27 protein-coding genes are annotated in these 25,529 nt (G+C 40.0%); 1 reads left to right on the top strand and 26 read right to left on the bottom strand.

Going from position 1 to position 25,529, the window contains the following annotated elements:
- The 26 genes from rplO to I6J03_RS06545 form a co-directional block, all read right to left on the bottom strand.
- On the bottom strand, positions 1-447 hold the full coding sequence (rplO, locus tag I6J03_RS06420; RefSeq protein ID WP_002997464.1) for a 50S ribosomal protein L15: 447 nt from the start codon (positions 445-447) through the stop codon (positions 1-3).
- Positions 448-556: 109 nt separating this feature from the next.
- Positions 557-736: a 50S ribosomal protein L30 gene (gene rpmD, locus I6J03_RS06425; protein ID WP_002997468.1), complete on the bottom strand. Its 180-nt coding sequence runs from the start codon at positions 734-736 to the stop codon at positions 557-559.
- Positions 737-741: 5 nt separating this feature from the next.
- The gene (gene rpsE, locus I6J03_RS06430; RefSeq protein ID WP_002997471.1) at positions 742-1,260 is read right to left on the bottom strand and encodes a 30S ribosomal protein S5; all 519 of its coding nucleotides are present in this window, start codon (positions 1,258-1,260) and stop codon (positions 742-744) included.
- 12 nt (positions 1,261-1,272) lie between these two features.
- Positions 1,273-1,626 carry a 50S ribosomal protein L18 gene (gene rplR / locus I6J03_RS06435; RefSeq protein ID WP_003008514.1) on the bottom strand — a complete coding sequence of 118 codons (354 nt, stop codon included), beginning with the start codon at positions 1,624-1,626 and terminating at the stop codon, positions 1,273-1,275.
- 5 nt (positions 1,627-1,631) lie between these two features.
- Positions 1,632-2,186 (bottom strand): 50S ribosomal protein L6, encoded by a 555-nt coding sequence (gene rplF, locus I6J03_RS06440; RefSeq protein ID WP_003008516.1) that lies wholly within the window; start codon positions 2,184-2,186, stop codon positions 1,632-1,634.
- A 20-nt stretch (positions 2,187-2,206) separates the two neighbouring features.
- A complete protein-coding gene (rpsH, locus tag I6J03_RS06445; protein WP_002997477.1) occupies positions 2,207-2,605 on the bottom strand; it encodes a 30S ribosomal protein S8 in 399 nt (132 codons plus the stop codon).
- A 137-nt stretch (positions 2,606-2,742) separates the two neighbouring features.
- Complete coding sequence (gene rpsN / locus I6J03_RS06450; protein ID WP_002997479.1) at positions 2,743-3,012, bottom strand: 30S ribosomal protein S14; 270 nt, start codon at positions 3,010-3,012, stop codon at positions 2,743-2,745.
- Positions 3,005-3,574, bottom strand: a complete 570-nt coding sequence (rplE, locus tag I6J03_RS06455; protein WP_003008519.1) for a 50S ribosomal protein L5 — start codon at positions 3,572-3,574, stop codon at positions 3,005-3,007. Before rplE ends, rpsN begins: the two co-directional genes overlap by 8 nt.
- The gene (rplX, locus tag I6J03_RS06460) at positions 3,574-3,915 is read right to left on the bottom strand and encodes a 50S ribosomal protein L24 (RefSeq protein WP_002997482.1); all 342 of its coding nucleotides are present in this window, start codon (positions 3,913-3,915) and stop codon (positions 3,574-3,576) included. Before rplX ends, rplE begins: the two co-directional genes overlap by 1 nt.
- 2 nt (positions 3,916-3,917) lie before the next feature.
- Positions 3,918-4,286: a 50S ribosomal protein L14 gene (gene rplN / locus I6J03_RS06465; protein WP_002997484.1), complete on the bottom strand. Its 369-nt coding sequence runs from the start codon at positions 4,284-4,286 to the stop codon at positions 3,918-3,920.
- On the bottom strand, positions 4,286-4,540 hold the full coding sequence (gene rpsQ / locus I6J03_RS06470) for a 30S ribosomal protein S17 (RefSeq protein WP_003008522.1): 255 nt from the start codon (positions 4,538-4,540) through the stop codon (positions 4,286-4,288). Before rpsQ ends, rplN begins: the two co-directional genes overlap by 1 nt.
- 13 nt (positions 4,541-4,553) lie before the next feature.
- Entirely contained in the window at positions 4,554-4,772 is a 219-nt protein-coding gene (gene rpmC / locus I6J03_RS06475) for a 50S ribosomal protein L29 (protein ID WP_003008526.1), read from the bottom strand.
- A gap of 96 nt (positions 4,773-4,868) precedes the next feature.
- Positions 4,869-5,291 carry a 50S ribosomal protein L16 gene (gene rplP / locus I6J03_RS06480; protein ID WP_002997490.1) on the bottom strand — a complete coding sequence of 141 codons (423 nt, stop codon included), beginning with the start codon at positions 5,289-5,291 and terminating at the stop codon, positions 4,869-4,871.
- Between the two features lie 59 nt (positions 5,292-5,350).
- On the bottom strand, positions 5,351-6,160 hold the full coding sequence (gene rpsC / locus I6J03_RS06485) for a 30S ribosomal protein S3 (RefSeq protein ID WP_003008531.1): 810 nt from the start codon (positions 6,158-6,160) through the stop codon (positions 5,351-5,353).
- 11 nt (positions 6,161-6,171) lie between these two features.
- Positions 6,172-6,603, bottom strand: a complete 432-nt coding sequence (rplV, locus tag I6J03_RS06490; protein WP_002997494.1) for a 50S ribosomal protein L22 — start codon at positions 6,601-6,603, stop codon at positions 6,172-6,174.
- Positions 6,604-6,609: 6 nt separating this feature from the next.
- Positions 6,610-6,876 carry a 30S ribosomal protein S19 gene (gene rpsS, locus I6J03_RS06495; protein WP_002997495.1) on the bottom strand — a complete coding sequence of 89 codons (267 nt, stop codon included), beginning with the start codon at positions 6,874-6,876 and terminating at the stop codon, positions 6,610-6,612.
- Positions 6,876-7,700, bottom strand: coding sequence for a 50S ribosomal protein L2 (rplB, locus tag I6J03_RS06500; protein ID WP_002997497.1), 825 nt, complete (start codon positions 7,698-7,700; stop codon positions 6,876-6,878). Before rplB ends, rpsS begins: the two co-directional genes overlap by 1 nt.
- A gap of 6 nt (positions 7,701-7,706) precedes the next feature.
- Positions 7,707-7,997, bottom strand: coding sequence for a 50S ribosomal protein L23 (gene rplW, locus I6J03_RS06505; RefSeq protein ID WP_003008535.1), 291 nt, complete (start codon positions 7,995-7,997; stop codon positions 7,707-7,709).
- A 1-nt stretch (position 7,998) separates the two neighbouring features.
- Positions 7,999-8,628: a 50S ribosomal protein L4 gene (rplD, locus tag I6J03_RS06510; RefSeq protein WP_002997499.1), complete on the bottom strand. Its 630-nt coding sequence runs from the start codon at positions 8,626-8,628 to the stop codon at positions 7,999-8,001.
- Positions 8,629-8,632: 4 nt separating this feature from the next.
- Positions 8,633-9,250, bottom strand: a complete 618-nt coding sequence (gene rplC / locus I6J03_RS06515) for a 50S ribosomal protein L3 (RefSeq protein WP_002997500.1) — start codon at positions 9,248-9,250, stop codon at positions 8,633-8,635.
- Positions 9,251-9,468: 218 nt separating this feature from the next.
- Entirely contained in the window at positions 9,469-10,713 is a 1,245-nt protein-coding gene (locus I6J03_RS06520; protein ID WP_003008538.1) for a glycoside hydrolase family 88 protein, read from the bottom strand.
- Positions 10,714-10,904: 191 nt separating this feature from the next.
- Positions 10,905-13,064, bottom strand: a complete 2,160-nt coding sequence (locus I6J03_RS06525; RefSeq protein ID WP_003008540.1) for a glycosyl hydrolase family 95 catalytic domain-containing protein — start codon at positions 13,062-13,064, stop codon at positions 10,905-10,907.
- 152 nt (positions 13,065-13,216) lie between these two features.
- Positions 13,217-14,476, bottom strand: coding sequence for a glycoside hydrolase family 88 protein (locus tag I6J03_RS06530; protein WP_003008544.1), 1,260 nt, complete (start codon positions 14,474-14,476; stop codon positions 13,217-13,219).
- A 17-nt stretch (positions 14,477-14,493) separates the two neighbouring features.
- Positions 14,494-15,756, bottom strand: a complete 1,263-nt coding sequence (locus tag I6J03_RS06535) for a DUF2264 domain-containing protein (protein WP_201694237.1) — start codon at positions 15,754-15,756, stop codon at positions 14,494-14,496.
- 142 nt (positions 15,757-15,898) lie between these two features.
- Entirely contained in the window at positions 15,899-17,728 is a 1,830-nt protein-coding gene (locus I6J03_RS06540) for a RagB/SusD family nutrient uptake outer membrane protein (protein ID WP_232279743.1), read from the bottom strand.
- 12 nt (positions 17,729-17,740) lie between these two features.
- The gene (locus tag I6J03_RS06545; RefSeq protein WP_003008554.1) at positions 17,741-21,013 is read right to left on the bottom strand and encodes a SusC/RagA family TonB-linked outer membrane protein; all 3,273 of its coding nucleotides are present in this window, start codon (positions 21,011-21,013) and stop codon (positions 17,741-17,743) included.
- A 181-nt stretch (positions 21,014-21,194) separates the two neighbouring features.
- Between I6J03_RS06545 and I6J03_RS06550 the strand changes: the two genes are divergently transcribed.
- Entirely contained in the window at positions 21,195-25,160 is a 3,966-nt protein-coding gene (locus I6J03_RS06550; protein WP_201694239.1) for a hybrid sensor histidine kinase/response regulator transcription factor, read from the top strand.
- Positions 25,161-25,529 lie beyond the last annotated feature (369 nt).

Consider the following 25,529-nt stretch of genomic DNA (forward strand, 5'->3'; position numbering starts at 1 on the left):
TTAAAGTTTAACGATAGAACCACCAGCTGCTTCAATAGCTTTTTGAGCAGTAGCGGAGAAAGCGTGTGCTTTAACTTCAACTTTAGCTGTTAACTCACCACGACCTAAAATTTTTACTTTATCATTTTTAGATGCTAAACCGTGAGCTACTAATGCTTCAAAGTCTACAGTTGTCAAATTGAATTTCTCAATCAGAGCCTGTACAGCGTCAAGGTTTACACCATTGTACTCTACGCGGTTGATGTTTTTGAAACCAAATTTAGGAACACGACGTTGCAAAGGCATTTGACCACCTTCGAAACCGATTTTAGTACTGTGACCAGAACGGGAACCCGCTCCTTTGTGACCACGTGTAGATGTACCACCACGGCCTGATCCTGTACCACGACCGATACGTTTGCTACTCTTTACTGAACCCTTTGCTGGTCTTAAATTACTTAAGTTCATTTTAAAACTAAATTGTGTCAGGCCTTCGCTCTCACTAAACAGGTCCTAACGATGAGATAATAAATAAAAATGCAATGGAAAGAGTGTGATGCTCTTTCCAAAGTCAAAATTAAATTGCTTCGATAGCTACTAAGTGATTCACTTTTCTTACCATTCCGATGATGGATGGTGTAGCTTCTACTTCTACTGAGTGGTTGATACGTTTCAAACCTAATGCCTCAATAGTTTTCTTTTGGCGCTCGCTTCTGTCGATAACGCTCTTTATCTGGGTGATTTTGATTTTTGCCATGATAATTAACCGTTAAATACTTTGTTTAAATCGACACCGCGGTGCTGTGCCACTGTATAAGCGTCACGCATATTAGCCAAAGCGTCAACAGTTGCTTTTACCACGTTATGCGGGTTAGAAGAACCTAATGATTTTGCCAATACGTCTGTGATACCCGCACTCTCCAATACTGCACGCATTGCACCACCGGCTAGTACTCCTGTACCGTGAACTGCTGGTTTGATCAATACTGAACCACCTGAGTATTTACCATACTGAGGGTGAGGTACAGTACCTTTGATGATTGGAACTTTTACCAAGTTCTTTTTAGCGTCGTCGATACCTTTAGTAATTGCTTCAGTTACCTCTTTAGCTTTACCAAGTCCGTATCCTACGATACCATTTTCATCACCAACTACTACGATAGCTGAGAAACTAAAAGTACGACCACCTTTAGTAACTTTTGCTACACGTTGGATACTTACTAAGCGATCTTTTAGTTCAATCTCGCTTGATTTTACTCTTTTTATATTGCTTAATGCCATTTCTTCTTTTGATTAAAAGTCTAAACCGCCTTCGCGAGCACCTTCAGCCAAAGATTTGATACGGCCATGGTATAAGTACCCATTACGGTCAAAAACTACTTTATTAATACCTGCTGCGACTGCTTTTTCAGCCACCAATTTACCAACAGCTTTAGATTGATCTACTTTGTTACCTGATGCTGCGAAATCTTTAGATACGCTTGAAGCTGAAACTAGTGTTACGCCTGCTACGTCATCGATGATTTGAGCATAGATACCTTTGTTACTTCTAAAAACTGATAAGCGTGGACGCTCAGCTGATCCAGCAAGGTGTTTTCTGATTCCTTTTTTGATTCGCTCTCTGCGACTTGATTTATGTCCTGCCATGGTTATTATTTTTTAGCTGATTTACCTGCTTTTCTTCTTAAAACTTCACCTTCAAACTTGATACCTTTACCTTTGTATGGCTCTGGTGCACGGAAGCTACGGATTTTCGCTGCAACTTGACCGATCAGTTGTTTGTCGATAGATTCTAATGTGATAGTAGGGTTTTTACCTTTCTCAGCAGTAGTTGATACTTTAATTTCCTGTGGCAATACAAAAACGATCTGGTGAGAGAAACCTAATGTTAACTCTAATGTATTACCATTACTTGAAGCACGGTAACCCACACCGACTAACTCTTGTGTAGTTTTGTAACCTTCTGTAACACCGATTACCATGTTGTTCAATAAAGAACGGTACAATCCGTGTAATGCTTTGTGTTTTTTCTGATCTGTTGGACGAGTTACTACGATGTTACCATCTTCCTGAGCAACTTTAATGTCACGATCAATTTGTTGTGTTAATTCACCTTTTGGGCCTTTTACGGTAACTAAGTTTTTGTCAGACACCGCAACAGTTACTCCAGCAGGTATAGCGACTGGCGCTTTTCCAATTCTTGACATCTCTGTGTGTTTTTCCTAGATTAATAAACGTAACATAAAACTTCTCCGCCAACATTCTGAACACGGGCTTCTTTATCTGTCATTACTCCTTTAGAAGTAGATAAGATCGCGATACCCAGTCCGTTCAAAACACGAGGTAAGTTGTCAACACTTGCATACTTTCTTAAACCAGGTTTACTCACACGAGTCAATGTGCGAATAGCCGGAATTTTGCTAATTGGATTGTACTTCAATGCAATTTTGATTGTTCCCTGAACTGCACTGTCTTCGAATTTGTAGTTAGCAATGTAACCTTTGTCGAAAAGAACTTTTGTAATTTCTTTCTTAAGGTTCGATGCAGGAATTTCAACAACCCTGTGGTTGGCCTTGATGGCATTCCTTACTCGTGTAAGGTAATCCGCTATTGGATCTGTATTCATTATATAATAAAATTTTGACAATGGTTTCCACGGACTTTCCTAAGTCCAAGACCTTTTGTCGGTTAAAAAATGCAAAACAAAAAACCCTGGTAAACCAGTTTACGGTTTACCGGGGCAAAAGTAAATATTTTTTTTGATTACCAAGAAGCTTTTTTTACTCCCGGGATTTTTCCGTCTAAAGCCATCTCACGGAAAGTTACACGAGAGATACCGAATTGACGCATATATCCTTTAGGACGTCCAGTTAGTTTACAACGGTTGTGTAAACGTACCGGAGAAGCATTCTTTGGCAATTTATCTAATGCTTCGTAATCTCCGGCTGCTTTAAGGGCAGCACGTTTATCAGCATATTTTGCTACCAATTTTGCACGTTTTACTTCGCGTGCTTTTAATCCTTCTTTAGCCATTGTTGTTCGTATTTTGATTTTTGAATGGTAAACCGAATTGTTTAAGCAATTCAAGAGCTTCAACATCAGTATTTGCACTAGTCACAAATGTGATATCCATACCTTGGATTTTATTGATTCTATCAATATTGATCTCAGGGAAGATGATTTGTTCAGTGATACCTAAGTTGTAGTTACCTCTACCGTCGAAACCTTTATCATTGATACCACGGAAGTCACGGATACGAGGAAGAGATACCGCGATCAAACGATCTAAGAACTCAAACATGTTGTTGTCACGTAAAGTAACACGTGCGCCGATAGGCATACCTTTACGTAATTTGAAGTTTGAGATATCTTTCTTCGATTTAGTTGCAACTGCCTGTTGACCTGAAATAAGGGTTAACTCAGCGATAGCATTATCAATTAACTTTTTGTCAGCAGTAGCGCCACCGATACCTTGTGAGATAACGATTTTTTCAAGTTTAGGAACTTGCATAACGCTTTTATACTGAAATTTTTCTTTAAGTGCAGTACGGATCTCATCCGCATATTTCACTTTTAATCTTGGTACGTAAGTCATTATTTAATTTCCTCCCCTGATTTTTTTGCTACACGAACAATTTTTCCATCTTCATTAACCTTACGGCCTACACGTGTAGGTGCTCCGGTTTTAGGATCGATCAACGCTAAGTTAGAGATATGAATACCTGCTTCTTTCTCGATGATACCACCATTAGGGTTAGCCGCACTTGGTTTAGTGTGTTTTTTAACGATGTTAGCGCCTTCTACTACAGCTCTGTTAGCATCCACCAAAATTTGTAATACTTTTCCTTGAACACCTTTAGAGTTACCAGCGATAACTTTCACTAAATCACCTTTTTTAATCTTGATTTTGTGAGTTGTTTTTGTTTTCTGTGCCATAATTATAAAACCTCCGGTGCTAGTGATACAATTTTCATGAACTGCTTCTCACGTAATTCTCTGGCAACCGGGCCAAAGATACGTGTTCCACGTGGCTCATCATTATTATTTAACAATACTGCAGCGTTGTCATCAAAACGGATGTAAGAACCATCTTTACGACGAATTTCTTTTTTCGTTCTAACTACTACTGCTTTAGAAACGGAACCTTTTTTCACGTTTCCTGAAGGTAAAGCGCTTTTCACGGTAACAACAATTTTATCACCGATCGATGCATAACGCTTACGCGTACCGCCCAATACACGAATTACTAAAACTTCTTTAGCACCGCTATTGTCCGCTACATTTAGTCTTGATTCCTGTTGTACCATTATTTAGCTCTTTCTAAAATTTCTACTAATCTCCAATTCTTAGTTTTGCTCAATGGACGTGTTTCCATGATTAATACCGTATCGCCGATACCGCAGGTATTCTCTTCGTCATGAGCCTTAAATTTAGTAGTTTTTTTAACGAACTTACCGTAGATAGGGTGTTTCACTTTACGTTCTACAGTCACTACGATAGACTTGTCCATCTTATTGCTAACTACTAAGCCGATTCTTGTTTTTCTTAATTTTCTTTCCATTTCGACTTAAATTTTATGCCTCAGAGGCTGTTTCTTTTTTAGCGGCAGCTTTACGAGCACTCAACTCTGTATTAAGACGAGCGATTGTTCTGCGAGCTGCTTTGATTACGTTAGGGTTCTCAATTGCAGAAACAGCATGTGCAAATTTCAATTTGCTAAGGGCAGCTTTTTCTTCTGAAAGACGAGCTGATAATTCCTCTGTTGATAATTCTAAAATTTCTGAATTTTTCATTTTGTTTCAGTTGTTATGCTGGGTTATCAATTCTGTTTATATGATGCCTTACGGGTAACGGCCGTAAGGCTAAACTATTGACATTACCAACTATTTTTATGCTTCAACGTAATCTCTACGTATCACAAACTTAGTTTGAACCGGAAGTTTTTGAGCTGCAAGGCGTAAAGCTTCTTTGGCAACTTCCAAAGGCACACCTTCTGCTTCAAATAACATACGGCCTGGGCGTACTACTGCTACCCAGTATTCTGGAGCACCTTTACCTTTACCCATACGCACTTCTGCAGGTTTTTTGGTAACAGGTTTGTCAGGAAAAATGCGGATCCAAACTTGACCTTCACGTTTCATGTAACGTGTTACGGCAATACGCGCTGCCTCAATCTGGCGGCTGGTGATCCATGCTGGCTCCAGTGATTTGATACCGAATGACCCGAAAGCTAACTCTGCTCCACGTGAAGCGTTACCTTTCATACGGCCTTTCTGCATCTTTCTGAACTTCGTTCTTTTTGGCTGTAACATGTTCGTATTTTATTTAATCCGCCAGCTGGCGGACATTTGTTGTAATCTATTAAACTTAATTAACCTCTATTTGCACCACCACGGTTGTTGTTTCCGCCACCACGGTTGTTGTTTCCACCACGGTTGTTTCCACCACGACCACCTTTACGGTTGTTGTTATCACGGTCGCGACGTTCACCACCTTCGTTTCCACCACGTGTTTTTACGTTAGATGTCTGACCGATGTTAGGAGACAAGTCACGTTTACCGTATACTTCACCTTTACAGATCCACACCTTAACACCGATTTTACCGTAAGTAGTCAATGCTTCTGCTAATGCATAATCGATATCTGCACGCAATGTGTGAAGAGGAGTTCTTCCTTCTTTGTACTGCTCAGTACGTGCCATTTCAGCACCACCAAGACGACCAGAACACATTACTTTGATACCTTCAGCACCCATACGCATTGTAGATGCGATAGCTGTTTTCATTGCACGACGGAATGAAATACGTGCTTCTAATTGCTTAGCTACACCTTCAGCTACTAATTTAGCATCTAACTCAGGACGTTTGATCTCGAAAATGTTGATTTGAACATCCTTTTTAGTCAGTTTCTTCAACTCTTCTTTGATCTTGTCAACTTCCTGACCGCCTTTACCGATAACGATACCCGGGCGTGCTGTATGTACAGTTACAGTGATGCGTTTTAAAGTTCTTTCAATAACAACTTTTGCTACTCCACCTTTTGCGATACGAACAGAAAGATATTTTCTGATTTTTTCGTCCTCAACCAATTTATCGGAATAGTTGTTGCCTCCGAACCAATTAGAATCCCATCCTTTGATGATTCCTAATCTGCTACCTATTGGATTTGCTTTTTGTCCCATTCTTCTAAATATTAGTTGTTTACGTTATTTAAACTATCTACTACCAAAGTTACATGGTTAGAGCGTTTACGAATTCTGTAACCACGGCCTTGAGGTGCAGGTCTCAATCTTTTCAATTGGCGACCTCCGCCTACAGACACTTCTTTTACAAATAGAGCGCTATCTTCTACTGACTGGCCTTCATTGTGAGCCTCCCAGTTTTTGATTGCCGATAGTAATAATTTTTCTACACGGCTTGCAGCTTCTTTGCTAGAGTGCTTAAGAATATATAAAGCGTTTTCTACTTTTTCGCCACGGATTAAGTCCACTACTAAACGCATTTTGCGCGGAGAAGTAGGGCAGTTTAATAATTTGGCAGTAGAAGCTCCTCCTATTTGAGCTTTTTCCTGCTCTTTGCGCTGCTTAATTAAAACAGACTTTTTAAGTTTTCTTGTTGCTTCCATTACCTATTATTTTTTCTTTTCTGCGTGACCTCTGAATGTACGCGTAGGCGCGAATTCACCAAGTTTGTGACCAACCATATTCTCTGTTACATAAACAGGGATAAATTTATTCCCGTTGTGCACTGCGAAGGTATGGCCAACAAAATCAGGTGAAATCATTGATCTACGAGACCATGTTTTGATAACTGACTTTTTGTTAGTTTCATTCATAGAAAGAACTTTTCTTTCTAAGTTGTGATCGATATAAGGACCTTTTTTAATTGAACGAGCCATTATTTTTTCCTTCTCTCAATGATGTAACGATTCGATGTTTTCTTCTTGTAGCGTGTTTTGAAGCCTTTAGCTAATACGCCATTACGTGAACGAGGGTGACCTCCTGAAGTACGGCCCTCACCACCACCCATAGGGTGATCTACCGGGTTCATAGCCACACCACGAACGCGAGGACGACGACCTAACCAACGTTTTCTACCTGCTTTACCCAATACCTGGTTAAATTTCTCCTGGTTCGATACTGAACCAATGGTAGCAACACATGTCAATAAGATCATACGTGTCTCACCCGAAGGTAATTTGATGATAGCATATTTACCATCACGAGCTGACAACTGAGCGTATGTACCAGCACTACGAGCGATAGAACCACCTTGACCAGGGTTCAATTCGATGTTGTGGATGATAGAACCCAAAGGAATCTTTGCTAATGGTAAAGTGTTACCAATTTCTGGGGCTACTGATTCACCTGCAACCACTGTCTGACCAACTGTTAATCCAGCTGGAGCAATGATGTAACGTTTTTCACCGTCTGCATAATGTAATAATGCAATACGTGCAGTACGATTTGGATCGTACTCGATTGTAGCTACTGTTGCAGGGATATCTTTTTTATCGCGTTTGAAATCTATTAATCGGTATGCTTTTTTGTGTCCCCCACCGAGATAACGCATAGTCATTTTACCGGAGTTATTACGACCGCCTGATTTCTTGATTTTTACTACTAACGATTTTTCAGGAACGTTTGTAGTTACATCAGAATAATCTGCGCCTACTCTGAAGCGCGTACCTGGGGTAACCGGTTTGAATCTTTTAACTGCCATTTCTAATTATATAGTACTGTAAAAGTCAATAGTTTCACCATCTTTAACTGTAATGATGGCCTTTTTATACTTAGGGCTTCTGCCTGAAACAAAACCTGCTTTTGTGTAACGGCTTTTTGCTTTTCCAGCAACTACTGCAGTGTTAACCGCAACTACTGTTACGCCGAACATAGCTTCTACAGCCGTTTTGATTTGGATTTTGTTTGCTCTGTGATCCACTTTGAAAGCGTAACGGTTAAATTTTTCCGTTAGGGTTGAAGCTTTCTCAGTTAAGATAGGTTTTTTGATAATTTCCATATTACTTAGCGAATGCCTCCTCCAAAGTTTTAACAGAATCTGTTGTCAATAACAATTTAGTAGCGTTCAATACATCATATGTATTCAACTGATCAGCTGATACTACTTTTGCTTTTTTCAAGTTTCTGCTTGATAAATAAACATTATTGTCATATGCTGGCAATACCAACAAAGTTTTTTCGTCTGCAACATTTAATGCAGCTACCAAACTAACGTAGTTTTTTGTTTTGATCGTGTCAAAACTAACTGCGTCCAAAACAACGATATTGTTCTCTTGTGCTTTGTAGCTTAATGCAGATTTACGTGCTAATTGTTTCAATTTTTTGTTCAATTTGAAACTGTAGTCACGAGGTTGAGGACCGAATACACGACCACCACCATTAAACAATGGAGATTTGATGCTACCCGCACGGGCACCACCTGTACCTTTTTGTTTGTGTAATTTACGAGTAGAACCCGCGATTTCGTTACGTTGTTTAGATTTGTGGGTACCTTGACGTTGATTAGCCAAATACTGTTTAACATCTAAATAAATCGCATGATCGTTAGGCTCTAACCCAAATACCGACTCAGGAAGTTGCACCTTGGCACCTGTTTCTTTACCTGATAAATTTAAAACTTTAACTTCCATCTTCCTATTTGTCTACGATTACATAAGAACCTTTAGCTCCTGGAATGGAACCACTAACAACGATTAGGTTTTGCTCAGCATAAACTTTCAACACTTGTAAGTTTTGAACTTTTACACGATCACCACCTGTACGACCAGCCATGCGCATACCTTTGAATACGCGTGAAGGCCAAGATGAAGCACCTAATGAACCTGGAGCACGTAGTCTGTTGTGCTGACCGTGAGTCGCACCTCCTACACCACCAAATCCGTGACGCTTCATAACACCTTGGAAACCTTTACCTTTTGAAGTACCGACTACATCTACGTACTCGCCTTCTTCAAAAATAGTAACGTCAACTACATCACCAAGTTGTTTTTCGTCTGGGAAAGTTTTAAATTCTACCAACTTACGCTTAGGCGTTGTGTTTGCTTTTGCAAAATGCCCTTTTAAAGATGCTGTCGTGTTCTTTTCTTTAGCTTCACCGAAGCCTAATTGAACAGCGGAATAGCCATCTTTGTCTTCCGTACGTATCTGCGTAACCACGCACGGTCCAGCCTCAATTACTGTACAAGGAATATTCTTTCCTTCTTCATTGTACAGGCTGGTCATTCCTACTTTTTTACCAATAATTCCTGACATGTTATAAATTAATTAATTAAAGTCCTTCGAAGCAGTAGGGCTTCGCTCAAGACATACTATCCCCATTAAAGGGATTGCAAAAGTACAAACATTTCTTTAACTATCAAATAATTAGTGAATTATTTTTTTCATTTCCTTTTTCCCATACGCCCGGCAAAAAAAATAGCGGAAACTTTGCCTCCAAAATTTCCGCTATAATATTCAAAGAGAAATAACTGTTATTCCTTAATAATGGGATCACCTTTTAGCAGACGCTGATATCTCACTAATGCTTCTACATAATAATAGTCAGCATATGTCAGTGGTACATCCACTTCTGAATTAAGTGGGATAGCGCCTACACTGTGCTGCAGTATATAACCTCCGGTCTCGCCATAGGCTGACTTGTAAGGAGCTGAGGAGAGATTTTCCAGGATTTTCTCTGCTTTTTCTATGTATCCCGCAGACTCTTTGCCTTTTGTGTATTGCGCAAGCTCCAACAGTGCTGAAGTATACAGAGCCGCAGCGGACACATCGCGCAGATCTTTATTCTTATACATCTTGCTGTCTGCAGGGATCTTATCCTTATCAAAGTCCCAGTAAGGGATCAGGTCCGCCGGAAGATTGGGATTTGTCAATATATATTTTGCAATATTTCGTGCCTGATTGAGGTACTTTTTATCTTTTGTTTCACGGTACATCATGGTATAGCCGTAGAGTGCCCAGCCCTGCCCTCTTGACCATGCCGATTCATCAAAGGCTCCCTGATGTGTTTTCTTGGCGATCACCTTGCCGGTTTCCTGATCATAATCAATCACATGATAAGAACTGTAATCTTTTCTAAAGTGATTTTTTAACGTAGTATTGGCATGCGTCACGGCGATATTATAATATCGGGGATCCCCAGTGATTCTGGAAACCTGAGTCAGGAATTCCAGATTCATCATATTATCAATGATCACAGGATATTTCCATGATCCGTGATCCCAGGATCGGATGGCTTTCGTGACGGAACTATAACGTGAAGACAGCGAATTCGCTCCGGTGACCAATACCTCTTTATAATCGCTGGAGTCACCGGTAAGGCGTAATGCATTTCCAAAACTGCAATACAACATAAATCCCAGATCGTGTGTACCCTTATTATTTTTCTCTTTTTCAAGAAACTTCAGCTTCTCCTCTGCGTAATTTAACAAGGACTTATCTCCGGTTCCTTCATATAAATATAACAACGTACCCGGATAGAAACCGGAACACCACCAGCTTGATCCCGAAAATACTTCTTTCCCGTTTTCAAAGGTCTTTGGAAATTTACCTTCAGGGGTCTGGTTTGCCAGCACTTTAATCTGCTTAGCTGCATCTTTAAGGTTCTCTTCAATAAAGGAAGAGCTCAAACGGAGAGCAGATTTCTTCTGACCGAAAGAAGGCGATATTACAGAGATGGAGAGAATAACTAAAGCAAGGGCTTGTGACTTAACATTCATGTTTAAAAAATTCAGTTTAAAATTTATGTATCGGTGTTAACAAACATATGTTGATAACAGGTTTATTTTGATTTTTCCCGATAAATATATCTGATATTTTATGAACTGCCCATAGATTATTACGAAATCGTTATCGTGAAATAATGGCCGGCAGTAAGAGATGAGCAGAATGTCCTGACACAGATTTACTATTAATTTGTAATCAATTTTACTTCTGCCTTTGCGTCCATTTCAAATTCATAAACAGCATCAGATTCTTTAATCAGTTTCACCTTACCTTTTTTCTTCCAGCTTATTTTGCCCGACAGATTAGGTCTGACCTTTATTCTTCCTCCCTTTTCACTACGGATAGTGATCTGTTTATTTACTCCATGTTCCCTTACTGCAGATAAGAGAAATGCGCCATCGGTTCGGAAATTTTCGAATGACACATCTTGCCAGTCATTTGGTATTGCCGGAAAGACTCTCACCTGCCCGTTCCAGTATTGCAGGCACATTTCCTGTATGCTGGTCATGGCTGACAGAGGGGTTTCGATAACAGGTCCTGATTCTGCATACAATGTATTGGGCTTGACGTATTTTTTCAACAGTGTTTTTATCGCTTTTCTTGCTGCGTCCCCATCTTCCATCATTGCTTTCATAGAAGCTAATCCGGTATAGGAATATCCCTGCAATGCAGTATTCATACTTTGCCAGTGATCAATGGAATTCTGGATCAGAGCTCTGTTTTCCTGTTGATCCCAATTGATCTCATAAAACGGATAGATCATCATCAAATGCGAATAGTGTCTGTGTGAAGTTGCATAAGATATATCTCTGGCAATCATAAATCCGTGCTGATCTTTTTGAAAATCAATTAAACTGGAATACACATCTTTCCATTTTGTGAGAAGCGGATCCTGTTTGTGCAAATCATTATCCATAGAAATCAGCGCATTCAGCCCCCAACGCAAAATAGCCAGATCATAATTGGTATCATACCCATACCCGTTGGGATATTCAGGAGAATATGTTTTCACTCCAATGTGATATTTCCCTTCTTCATTTTTCTCTAGAAGGTGTAAATAATAACTGACGGAACGCTTAAGAATCGGAAACAAGGCATTTCCTGTTTCGGGATCCATACTGTACCTGTAATGCTGATAATAATAATATAACATCCAGGTCAGGTTACCCAACTCGGCCTGTGCTATTGCTGAAATATCCGTTTTGTCATCTAATGTTAACGGAACAGGACTTAACATATCGGGTGAGGACAATCTTCCGATCGCTGCTGCATCACTTCTGTATGGCGCAGGCACATTCTTTGACAGATTTGAGACATTTTTATTGATCATACCCAGCAAGGATTGTGAAATATCCAGATGATTGGCGGTATAGACGGGCGAATAGGTCAATTGAATATTTAGATTGTGCCAATATGCCGGCCAAGGAGTAAGAGTTGTCCAAGGCCCCTGCAGATCAATCGCAGGTTTGTCACTACGTGTAGCACAAGCCAATTTATACAACTGCATCTGGTAGAATTGCTGCATCTCTATATCTGGAATCTGTAAGCGGGATTGAGCAAAATAGTTTTTCCACCATTGCTGATGGATTTGTATCGCCTTTTGATTTTTAAGATCCCATCCTTCAACAAGTTGTGTTGCTTCTTTCACATATGTGTCCGAAGATTGACTATACCCGATACTTGCAACAATATATTTACCATTTCCTACCTGATGTGTTTTATATACAACGGCATAACCTCCCCCGGCTTTCAACGGTTGGTTGTAGATTACTAAATCTCCCTGTATCATTTCCTTTGCCTTGGGATTAGGATCGTATTCTTCTGCTGTACCTTTTACAAAAAAGGTACGCGGACTGATGGCCGGTTCTCCTTTCCATGAAAGCTTGTAGTGACCTGTAAAGTCTTTATCATCCACTTCAATCAGGATAATATTATGCTGAGACAGTGTCATCGATTTAATGAGCAGATTTCCCATACTGGTAGTTATTCCGGCTGTTGCATTGGCTTCTGTAAGATTCATCTCTCCCTGACTCCCTGTAATACGGGCATTTTCCAGCAGCAATTCCAGATGACCAACTGGTAGACGGGCTTTGTGGACCAGTATATTCTCTTTATCCCTGCGGTGATCATATACATCCGTTCGTCCCAGATCGATCCGTACGACACTATCCTTTAAAAGATATGTCATCGTTCCGAGCAGACCGTTTCCTGTGAAAACTCCTTCGTAAATGGTCTGTCCCAGTTTTGCAAGCTGAATCTTTGGCTGGTATACAGAAGTTTGCTGCGCTTCAATATTATGAATCAAACCAACAATCAAGAATAGTAAACTATATAGATTTCTCATAAAATGGTTTATTTGGAAGGCTTATTTATTTGGAAGGCTTATTTATATAACTAAGTTACAAAGCTGACATAGTCAGATCAGCCTTGTAATCGAGTATACAATATACGTATTATAATTTAACAATTCATATATACCTGTTAACCTTACACTTGTTATTCTTTTATGACCGGCATGCCTTTCAATAGCCTGTCGTAACGGATCAATGCTTCTATGTAATAATAATCTGCATAAGTCAAAGGCACATCAATCTCTGTATTATGCGGAATTGAACCTACACTGTGCTTCAAAATATATCCGCCATTATCCTTATAAGCCGCTTTGTATGGTGCGCCTGAAAGGCTTTGAATCATTTTCTCAGATTGTGTAATATAATTCTGACTTTCTTTTGCTTTGGTATATGTACTCAGTTCCAGCAGAGCTGAAGCAACTATTGCAGCAGTGGATACGTCCCTCAGATCTTTATACGGGATATATTTACTATCTGCAGGCAATTTATTCTGATCAAAATCCCAGTAGGGTACCAGATCTGCCGGAAGGTTGGGGTGATTCAGATAAAATTTTGCAATATGACGTGCCTGATTTAAATAGCTCTTATTCTTTGTCTCCCGATACATCATGGTATATCCGTATAATGCCCAGGCCTGTCCTCTTGCCCATGCGGATTCATCAAAAGCTCCCTGAGCTGTTTTTCTGGCAATGACCTCACCGCTTTCCTTATTATAATCTACGACATGATATGAGCTGTAATCCTTTCTGAAATGGTTTTTCAATGTGGTATTTGCGTGGGTCTCTGCTATAGTTAAATATTTAGGATTACCTGTTATTTTTGAAACCTGAGACAAAAATTCCAGATTCATCATATTATCAATTATGACAGGATACGACCACTGCTTACCATCCCAGGAACGGATTGTCTTCGTAACGGGATTAAAACGACTTGCCAGAGACTCTGCTCCGGTGGACAGTATCTCTTTATATTTCGTGGAATCGCCTGTAAGTCGCAGCGCATTACCAAAGCTACAGAACAACATAAAACCAAGATCATGTGTCGTTTTGTTATTCTTTTCTTTCTCCAGATACTTGAGTTTGGACAAACCTATATCTAATAAGCCTTTGTCCTGCGTACCTTCATAGAGATAGAGCGCTGTGCCAGGGTAGAATCCGGAACACCACCAGCCGGACCCCCAATTGACGTATTTACCGTCTTTGTATGTTGTAGGGATATCCGATTCTTTAATATTCGATTCTAAAAATTTGATCTGTTTAGCCGCATCCTGCAGTTGTTCATTAACAAATGCTTCTGTAAGTAGGAATTTATCAGATGCTTTACGTTGTTGTGCGTGAGCTGAAAACGTTAGCGCGAGTGTTACAAATAAAATTAAGGGGGATAAGTGCGTTGTTTTTAAGTTCATAATATAGAAATACGGTTTTAATATGTAACATGATAGTCCTTAGGAAATGGCTCACCTTTCCAGGCTTTCCGGGAAGTCCACTCCTGTGCAGGGGTTGTCCAGAATTCATGATCAGCAGGTAATCCCAGCGGCAGGAAAGATAAGGAAGCCATATACATACTACCTGCGTTAGTATAGTAATCTGCCAGGTTGCTTTGTCTGTCTCCTACCAGCCCCATCGTTAGCCAGCCTTTTGCAGAGAAAGTCCCTTCAACAAAAACATGTCTTTTAACAGCGGTCAATGAGGCTCTCAACTGACCATAGGTAAGATCTTCAGGTAATTTTTGCTCAAGGATAAGCTGAGCCAGAGGTTGAAATGCGGCATTCCTGTAGGTTGACGAACGCCCCACCACTACAAAATAACCATCCGGAGAGATCATTCTATCCAGATGATGTGCATATCGCTGCATTCTTTTATAAGCCCTGTCATACAGCGTTTGGTATTTTTTATCTGCAGGTATATTCTCCCGCAGCACATCTACTAACATGGAATGTATAACATACCCATTGTAATGATCAAAACTAAAGGATGCTCCGTCACTATACCATCCGTCACCGACATACCAATCCTGATCAAATTTATGAATTGCATAGTCGATCTTTTCACGTACACATTCCTCACCGATCTTATATAAAAATGTCTCTGTCATAGCTGCAAACAGCAGCCAGTTGCTTTCATTTGGTTTTATACGTCGTAAGCCTTTCAGTTCTTTAATCACATTTGCCTTTGTACCGGCTGGTAAAGGTTCCCATAGCGCTTTAGGTGCGCGCATAAAAGACTGAACCAGATATGCAGCATCCACCAGCGGCTGTGAAGATTTGGTGTTCCATGTGAAATAATCCGGAGAATTCGGATCCATTCCGTATTGAATACCTAATAAAGCTTGTTTTTTTCTTTTCTCGCGAAGTTGTCCTTCTGACGAATTATCTGCCGGAAGTGCCAACCAGGGTGCCAGACCGGACATCAGCCGACCAAAAGCCTCCAGATAGCCTACACCCGGATCCCGTGAATCAAAAACAGGGCTTACTTCCATGGGCATGATTTTACGCAACTGTTGCTTGCTGATATTATCCAGTATCGGGGCAGCCATCTTATCCAACAGGGAAACCCAATATTCCCGGTCATTTAACCCTTTTTGCGCTATGCTCAATGCTGTTCTATCCGCTTTTGCCGACACTGTCGGAATCATTGCTCCTACCCCTATACTTCCAAGCAACTGCAATAATGATCTTCTTTTCATTTTTAGTGTTTACATTAATGGTTTATTGATATCTGCCGATAAACGGACATATGAAATATCAATATAATCAAGTTTTTCATAGATAGAGATGTCTGAAACACGGATATTGTAACATCTGTGTTTCAGACATTTAATTACAGTTTTACCAGCCGATATTCTGTGTCAGCGCTGTATTTCGCTGTCTTTCAGTTTCAGGGATCGGCCATACCAGTAACTGATCTCCCAGATACGTATAAGGGTTTACTACAGCTCCCCAGGGTTGTTTATTTCCGCTCTTGGTCGCAAATACCTGAGTTTTCAATGTTTTCCACCGAAGCTCATCAAAGTAGATTACTCCTTCCGCAAACAATTCTCTGCGTCGCTCATTCTGAATACGGACTCTCAAATCATCTTTTCCGGCAACAGTAGTTGCAGCCGAACTATTCAATAATCCTACACCTGCTCTGGCTCTTACTTCATTTACCTTATCTGCTGCAGTACCGGTCTCCCCTTTCTCATTGAGTGCCTCTGCCCATAAGAGCAATACATCAGCATAACGGATCACAGGGTAATCAATATCTCCGGAGGTACGGTTCGGAATCGGAGGAGCTCCTCCTTCATACACAAACTTTCTGGGTAAATAGTAAAACTGACTCTCAATATCCGTTCGCAGATCAAAGACATTATTCAACTGTTCAATATGTGGCCAGCGAGACGTGAAAGTCTGATTAGCACTTCCATTCATACCAACAAACGTAGAATAAGGAAGAATAATATTGGCTGACAGACGAGGATCTCTATTGGCATATGCATTTTTCAGTCTCTCCTCATTTCCGTTATTCAGATACCGTCCAAAATCCAAACCTTTTGCAACCAGATCATTATACTTCGCAGGCTTGTTATTGGCCGTTGCAACTTGCTGAACATTATTCCGCACAAAGTAAATTTCACGTTTTGCGGGATCCATTGCGTTGTAGCCTGCGATAATATCGTCCCAGTTGAATTTACTGCCATCCTTGTTCTCGTATAAGTCTACAAAATCCGGACTCACCAGATAACTGTCCCAGTTGGAACCGAAAGCTGATCGGGATCCGAAATAAAACTGAGTCGTGGAACCATATCCGTTTACAGCAATATTCTGAATAGAGAAGATCATTTCATCTGATTTCTCATTGGCGGCTGTAAACAATGTTTTGTAATCTGCGAACAACTTGTGTCCGGCATCCTTGACTGCCTGAAAATCGGCTATAGCTTTGTCCCAATCCTGCAGATACATATACACTTTACCGCGTAATGCATAAGCTGCAGATTTTGTAATGCGTCCGAAATTGCTGCTTCCTGCAGGAAACTTAGCCGGCAGATTAGGTTCATTGATACAATCTGTCAGATCCTTTAGGACAAAAGTCCAGACTTCCTGCTCCGTATTCCTTGGCTTTGTAGCTTCATTGTAGCTTATTGGTGTATCATAAATAGGTACTCCACGATATAACTGATTCAGTCTGTAATAATGAAATGCTCTTAAAAATTTCACTTCGGCCAATAGTTTTGCCTTTTTCTCAGCCGCTGACGGAGATATATTTGTTATTCCGTATATCGCATCATTGGCCCGGTGAACTCCTTCATACAACTCTCTCCATACATCTCCGAATATAGCGGTAGACGGGTTGGCAGTAGCATTCAACAGCGGATCAGCATCCCTGGGAATGAGTGTATTTGACAACCTGTCATACTGATACAACTCTCTGTGATTAGTCCCTCCGGTACTGATACCTTGTCTCAGTGCCTGATAAACACCATTTACGCCTAAATCCGTAAAATTATCTGTAGTCCACATTTTATCTTCCGGGACTTGAGTGTTGGATGTTGCATCCAGCAAATCTTTCTTACAACTTGTAGCAGTACTTAATAATCCTACTGCGATTATTATACTCCATTTATTACGTTTATTAAATAAATGATTTTTCAATATTTCGAATTTCCTTATCGGTTTCATAACATTCATTTTTTAAAATCCAAAGTTTAGACCAAAAGCATATTGCTTCATTGTAGGATAATTGGCTCCTGCACCTATCTCAGGGTCAGCTCCGGGGAATTTGGTAAACATCAACAGGTTTTCTCCTGAAAAATAAACTCTCAGATTGCGGATACGCAAGCGCTCGGTAAGTTTATTGTTAAAGGTATATCCGATCTGCAGATTACGAAGCTTGATGTAATCTGCATCATATAGATAGAAGTCATTTGCGGCATTATTAATCGCTTCGCCATTATATTTCAATCTGGCAAATTTTCCGTTGATATTGGTTCTGGGATCCGAAGGGTTAGCAGGATCATAGAAATAATGATCTTCAGCGATACGCTGTGCAATAGCATTTCCGTCTCTGACAATATTATTATTGTATCCCTCATCATTCCAGTAATACTGCAATTTTCCTTCTCCGGCCCATATCATCTGCAGATCAAAGCCTTTATATTCAAAGCCAAGGCTTATACCGTATACATATTTGGGAATATTAGAAGTATTTGTAAAATCCTGATCATTTACATCACCATACACCTTATCTCCATTCAGATCCGCATAGATAAAATCACCGTAGTACAACTGTGATTTCCCCAATACATTGACCGGAGCAAATTTGTATCCTGCGGCCTGCATCGCCTGCGCCCATTTGTAATCATCTTCTGTACGGATCATTCCATCACGGGGACCACCTGTCACGTTTACGGATCCATCGGCATGATAATAGCTTCCGTCTCCGTTATATCTTTTTCTCAAGAAATACTCCTGGAAAAGATGGCCTTCCAGATTGCGTTGGTTTGTTCCAACAGCATTAGAGACATTGCCGATATTTGATGTATATGTATTTACACCATTCACCTCAGTCCATCCTCTAACTAACTGTCCCTTTAATTTTTCGACAGAACTTTTATTGTAGGCAATATTACCTCCGATATTGTACCGTACTTCTCCGATCTTATCTTTCCACATGACATTCAGTTCTATACCTGAATTTTTCATAGAGGCCGAATTCACAATCGGAGCTCCTGTAGTACCAGTTGTCAGTGGCAATTGTTCAGGAATGAGGATCCCGGAAGTCAGTTTATTGTAGTAGCTCAATTCTACATATGCCTTATTTTTAAATGTAGAAAACTCCAGACCTACTTCTTTATTTTCGGTTTCCTCCCAGCCCAATAATGAGTTTCCGAAGCGGCTAAGTTCCAAAGCACCGACTTGTGTACCTCCGAAGGAATATTGTGTATTGCCATAGAAAGCTTTTGCAGGAAAGTAGTTCTCAAGATTAGGATCTGCATTATTCCTGTCATTACCCAGTTTACCCCATGAACCTCTCAGCTTAATATTCTGAAAATAAGGCTCAACTCTTGCCATAAAGGATTCTCTGGAAACATTCCATCCCAGACCAACTGAGGGGAACGTACCGTATTGTCTGTCTTTTCCAAATTTGGAAGAACCATCACGTCTCAGGTTAAATTCAACAAGATACCGTCCGTCATAATCATAATTAAGTCTTCCGAAAAATGAACGCATACCATACGCATACTCATTTCCGTTAATTTCGGACATTTCATTACCCGTACCAATATTTGTAATAGTTGGGTCTATCACCCCCTTTTTAGTAGCAGAAAATGTATAGTACTTGAATTCAAATTCATTATGTCCGATCAATGCTCCGATATTATGTTTATCAATAGCTGTTTGATAGCGTAATACATTATCAATAGTAACGGTATAGTCCTTATTAAAAGATTGTGATAAGGTCAGGTTAGCTGTTGTGGTTCCCGGGAAAACAATAGTATTGGTCGCAAAATTATATTTATCAGAAGGCATACTGTTCGCTGTTTCTTCGCGGAAACGGGTTTGATAGTTCAGTTTCGTTTCAAATGTTAAACCTTTCATCAGGTTTACATTTGCAAACAGAGTGGAGTTAAAGTTCGACACTTTATCCATCCCCCGCGGATCATACAGATATTGTAAAAGGTTGTTCAACTGTACAGACTCTTCACTCGCTACTGCTCCTCCGAATTTGCCTTCATACATAGGATATACGCCCGGCGTGGACTGTCTCAGAAAATTATAAAGTGTGGGTACAGCAGCTTTATCTCTGTTTTCTATAGATGCGAACGTATTTGTTCCCACAGTGATCATATCACCGATCTTTGTACTGATATTTGTTCTCAGTTCATATTTCTTAGCGCCTGTATTCTTCATAATTCCCGGATTGTCAAAGAGTCTCCCTGAAATAGCATATGTCGTGGTCTCTGATCCTCCGACAGCAGAAATATTATGACTCTGTATCCAGTTTTGACTGTAAATCCAATCCGTCCAGTCGGTATTAGGATAAGCGATATGATTAGGCAATCCGGAAGGAGCTAATACCCCATTTGGATCAGCATTGGCTTTTCTCCATAGATCTATAGTAGACTGTGCATATTTAGCCGATACGCCCGAGTTAAAAGTTCCTTCGTTCATCAGCTCCATATGTGTCGCATAGTCCGACACAAATTTCGGGCTTCCCATAGGAGTTGTTCTGGACATGATACCGGAGTAGCTGAGCTGTGTTTTCTGATTTGCCTTACCTTTTTTAGTTGTGATCAGGATTACCCCATTAGCTGAGCGTGTTCCATATATAGAAGCAGATGAAGCATCTTTCAGTATAGAGATACTTTCAATATCATTTGGATTTACAGCATCCATCGTCCCTACTATACCGTCAATAACGACAAGTGCGCTGGAGTTATTCATCGTTCCTACCCCTCTGATCCGGATATTAGCACCATCACTCCCCGGACGGCCGGTACTTTGCTTCACTTGCACACCAGAAGCCAGACCGCTCAAAGCGGTAGATACATTCGTCACAGGTCTGTTTTCGATCTGTTTGGAATCTACCGTACTTACAGAACCTAAGAGCTTTGCTTTAGATTGTGTACCGTAACCTACAACGACTACTTCATCGATGACAGACTCTGATCCGGATAGTGTTACGTTGATTTCGGTACGTCCGTTAACAGGTTCTTCAACTGCATTTTGCCCTACATACTTATAGATAAGTACATCATTTGTATTTACTGTGATCTGGTAGTTTCCTTCAGCTGTAGTCGAAGTGGCCGTATTTGTACCTTTAACAGATACAGTCACTCCTGCCAGAGCGAGACCCTGAGTATCTTTAACCGTTCCTTTGACTATTACCTTTTGCTGTGCAAATGTAATAGCAGACATACTGATCAGCCACAATAGGGCGAGCCATTTGTAAATGTGATTCATAATAATTGTTTTATAGTTTATAATTGTCAATAGGTTATAATATAACCAGGCTTATAGACCAAAATTAGACCGGAAGCTTGGTGCAGAAGGGGTATTTTTTAAAAAATATAGGGGTAGTAATTCATTAAAATGTAGATTTACAGCATAAATCTACAGTAGTACATCGATTCCGTAAAAATCTATGACAACATTTATCTCCATGGAACTGACAAAAAAAGTCTTTGCTCTTATACTGTTTATATTAGCTATTCTCTTAGGGGCGGGTGTGACTTTATGTGCTGCTCAGAATCCGATACAATTCAATCACCTCCATCAGAAAAAGGGATTGTACCGGACACCTATTCTAACCATAGTGCAGGACAGAAACGGATTTATGTGGATAGGAGGCGGAGCTCAGCTATATAAATATGATGCTGTCAAATTTGAATCGTATGTAGGAGCAAATCGTCTTAACGGCAATCCCTACATTACAGCTCTGGCAGTCGATTCGAATAATAATATTGTTATTGGCACAGGCACAGGTCTTTTTATTTATAATCAGGAGATCGGAAAATTTTATACGCAGACGCAAAAGCTTACCAGTACCAATATCACCACGATTCGGGTATTGCACAATTCGGATATTCTTATCGGAACAGACAAAGGGTTAAACCTGATATCCATCAATCAGAAAGATACTCTATGCCGTCAATTGCTAAATGGACAACATATAAAAGCCATTACTGAAGATAAAAAAACTAAAAACGTGCTTATCAGCTCTATAGATGCCGTATATGAATTTGACGACAAGTGGAAAAGTCATGTGCTGACACCTGTTGTCCAAAAGATCTACAAAGAGCATAAGGATTATATCACCAGCATACTCATAGACAACGGCCATATCTGGTTTGGAACATTTGATTCCGGGGTGATTTTATATAATAAGAAGGATCAATCCTTCAGGGAGTGGAATGAAAAGAATTCTACAATAGCCAGTAACCGGATCCGAAAGCTAATTTATGACAATGACGGGCAGCTCCTGATAGGAACGCTTAAAGGACTGACTGCCCTGGATGTACAAAGCCATCAGCTGCAGACCTACAAACATCAGATAGATAATCCTGCCAGCCTGAGTCAGAATTCGATCTATGATATATACCGTGACCAACAACAGATCATTTGGGTCGGTACCTATTATGGCGGGATTAATCTGATCTACCCTTCCAAAAACCCATTTCGTATCTATAAACCAATGGGGATGACCAATTCCATCAGCAGTAATATTATCAGCAGTCTGGCTGAGGACCAGGACGGTTACTGGGTTGGAACGGAAGAAGAGGGATTAAACTTTATAAGTAAGGCCGACGGATCTATCAAGACAATTAATAAGGAATTATCATCCAACCTTGTTAAGGATGTTTTTCTGGATCATAATGATCGTATATACATCGGGACTTACAATGGCGGATTCAATATACTGAACAGAAAAACGGGTCACGTTGATATTTTCCTATTGGATGAAAAGAGAAGAACAAACTTTATCAACAATGTATATGCCATATGCAAAGACAGCAAAAACAACCTTTGGATCGGAACAAATGCCGGCTTCTACCTGTATGATGAATCTAACAGAAAAATCAGCAAGACTTATCCTGAAATTGAAAAGCTTTTTGTCACCAACATTTTAGAAACACCTCAGCAGGACCTGCTGGTAAGCAGCACATCAGGACTCTATATAAAATGGGCATCACAGGATCACTTTACTCTTGTGGACGGAACAAAAGACATTTCCATAAAGAGCATATTTGTAGAAGATAACATAGCATGGTGCGCAAGTAATACCGGTAAAATAATACGATACGATATTTCCAAAAAAAGTATTTCATTTGTTCCAGTCAAAAATGTATCTACCTTCTTAAGTGTAATCAAGGCCGGGGACAACCTGTGGATAACGACACCAAAAGGATTAATCTCCTTTCACCTCAAAACCAGAGAAGAACACCTGCTGACTACTACAGACGGTCTTCCTTCTGATGAGTTCAATGAAAATTCATACCTGAGAAGTAAGGATGGAGAGCTTTTTTTCGGCACATTAAATGGATTGGTAAGATTTGATCCGTCCAAAATCGTTTACAACAGAAAGAAACAAAAAGTACTTTTCACAAATCTCCGTCTCTTCAACAATCCTGTACAGATCGGAGATAAAACTCAGCTTCTTGATAGAGAAATCAGTCAGCTCAGACGATTGGATTTCAGGTATGACCAAAACGTTTTTTCTCTTGACTTCGCACTCCTTAATTTTGACCGCTCCGATAAGAATCAATTCGCATATAAGATTAAAGAACTGGATCCGGACTGGATTTATACAGATATTCCGACAGCGACATACATGAACCTGAGTCCGGGCAGTTACACGCTTCTGATCAAGGGCGCAAATAATGATGGCATATGGTCTGATGTCAGTTTTATCTATATTACCATTCACCCACCCTTCTGGAAAACCTGGTGGGCTTATATCCTTTACTTTTTGATTCTGGTAGTGATTATATATTTTCTCAACAGATTCCTCATAGAGCGTGCTCTTCTGATAAAGTCAGAAAAAGATCAATATGCTAAGATCAATTTCTTCTCCTATATCTCCCATGAGATACGTACTCCGCTGACACTGATCATCCATCCGCTAAAACAATTACTCAAGAGCTCAGCAGTTTCACAGGATGTACAACACAAATTACTCGGAATTGAGAAAAACACCAACCGGCTTCTATCACTGATAAATGAATTATTAGACTTTAGAAAAATAGAAGAGAATACCTTACAACTGAATGTCTATAATTATAGTCTGGAACCATTTCTGTCAGAAATCAGCAGTGTGTTTACCGAACTTGCACAGGAAAAAGATTTACTCTTTACCACACAGATGGATACGATGGAGACAGATATATACTTTGACCGGATTCAATTTGAGAAAGTCATTTACAACCTTATTTCCAATGCCATCAAATACAGCAATATCGGAGGAGAAGTTTCCATTGCATTGATGCAGGATCAGAAAGAGGTAGAAATAAATATCAGCAATACCGGACTACCTATTCCTCAGGACAACCTTGACAAAATATTTGAACAATACTTTCGTACGACCGATAGCCAGATTAACTATGAAGGGACAGGTATAGGACTGGCATTGTCCCGACATATTGTACAATTACATGGCGGACACATACAGGCACATCAGCAACAGGAGGTAAACAGCTATCAGGCAAAAATCATCTTCACGATCAAACTGCAAAAAGGAACAGAGCATTTTCAAAACCAAAATCATGTAAATATCCTCCACAAAGACAAAATCTTTGCAGTAGCTCCTTTTGAAAGTCACAACCGAAATCCTGTGGAAGAGCACAGTAATCTTTCTCTATTGATCATAGAAGATAATCCGGAATTGAGCAATTTACTGGTTGACATGTTATCCGGTCTATATCGGGTATACGTTTCTTACAACGGACTCGATGGTGTAGCCAAAGCCGAAGAAGAGATTCCGGATCTTATTCTAAGTGATATTATGATGCCCGGATTATCCGGGCTGGATTTGTGCAACAGGCTCAAGTCAGAACCGAAAACAAGTCATATCCCTATTATCCTGCTCACTGCTTTAGGAAGCATAGATAAACAGATCAAAGGTTTAGAACAAGGAGCAGATGCATATATTACCAAACCTTTTGACAGAGATTATGTATTGCTCACTATTCGCAATCTTCTTACGCTGGCAGAAAAGAACCGGAAATCGTTCAGCCTGGACAAGTTTATTGAGAAAAGGTCGAAGAATAAACAGCAGGAAGATGAACTTTTGAGCAAGGCTGTAAAAATCATTATTGACAATCTTCCCTACGAAAATCTGTCCGTAGAATTTTTATGTAAAGAACTGGGTATGAGCCAACCTGTACTTCACAAAAAACTGAAAGCGATCACCAACCTCTCGTTGATCAATTTTATCAAATCGGTAAGGATGAATCAGGCTGCTAAAATGTTAAAGACAGGATTATATTCTATCACTGAAGTAGCCTATGAAGTAGGATTCAGCGACCGGAAGTATTTCAGCAAAGAGTTTAAGAAACATTTTGGGTCAAATCCTTCAGATTATACAAAAGAGGATGACTCCAATCCATCCTGATACAAAGGGTAGAGACTCAAGCACCGCTACGCTCATGCGTGCGCCAAAACAAGGATAAAGGTTAAACCGAACTCTCCAAGGAGAGATCCCGGTTTACCGGGAGAGAGGTTAAAGACTTATTTGGCAAACATATACTTCTGCTACTTAGTGCCACTTCACCGCTAAACTGTTGGTCTCTCCACCAACAGACGCAGCTAATGCATTTGCCAGTATCCGCACCGGTAAGACTATAGAGGCACAAGCTATTCCCGGATGGATAAAAAACCATCTGTAATATAAAATAAGACCCAAAACTCACGTCAGCATATATTATTAAAAGGTCTGCCGGTGATTATCCCGGCAGACCTATATTCTTTGGAGACATATATG

This window comes from Sphingobacterium spiritivorum, assembly GCF_016724845.1.
Taxonomy (GTDB): domain Bacteria; phylum Bacteroidota; class Bacteroidia; order Sphingobacteriales; family Sphingobacteriaceae; genus Sphingobacterium; species Sphingobacterium spiritivorum_A.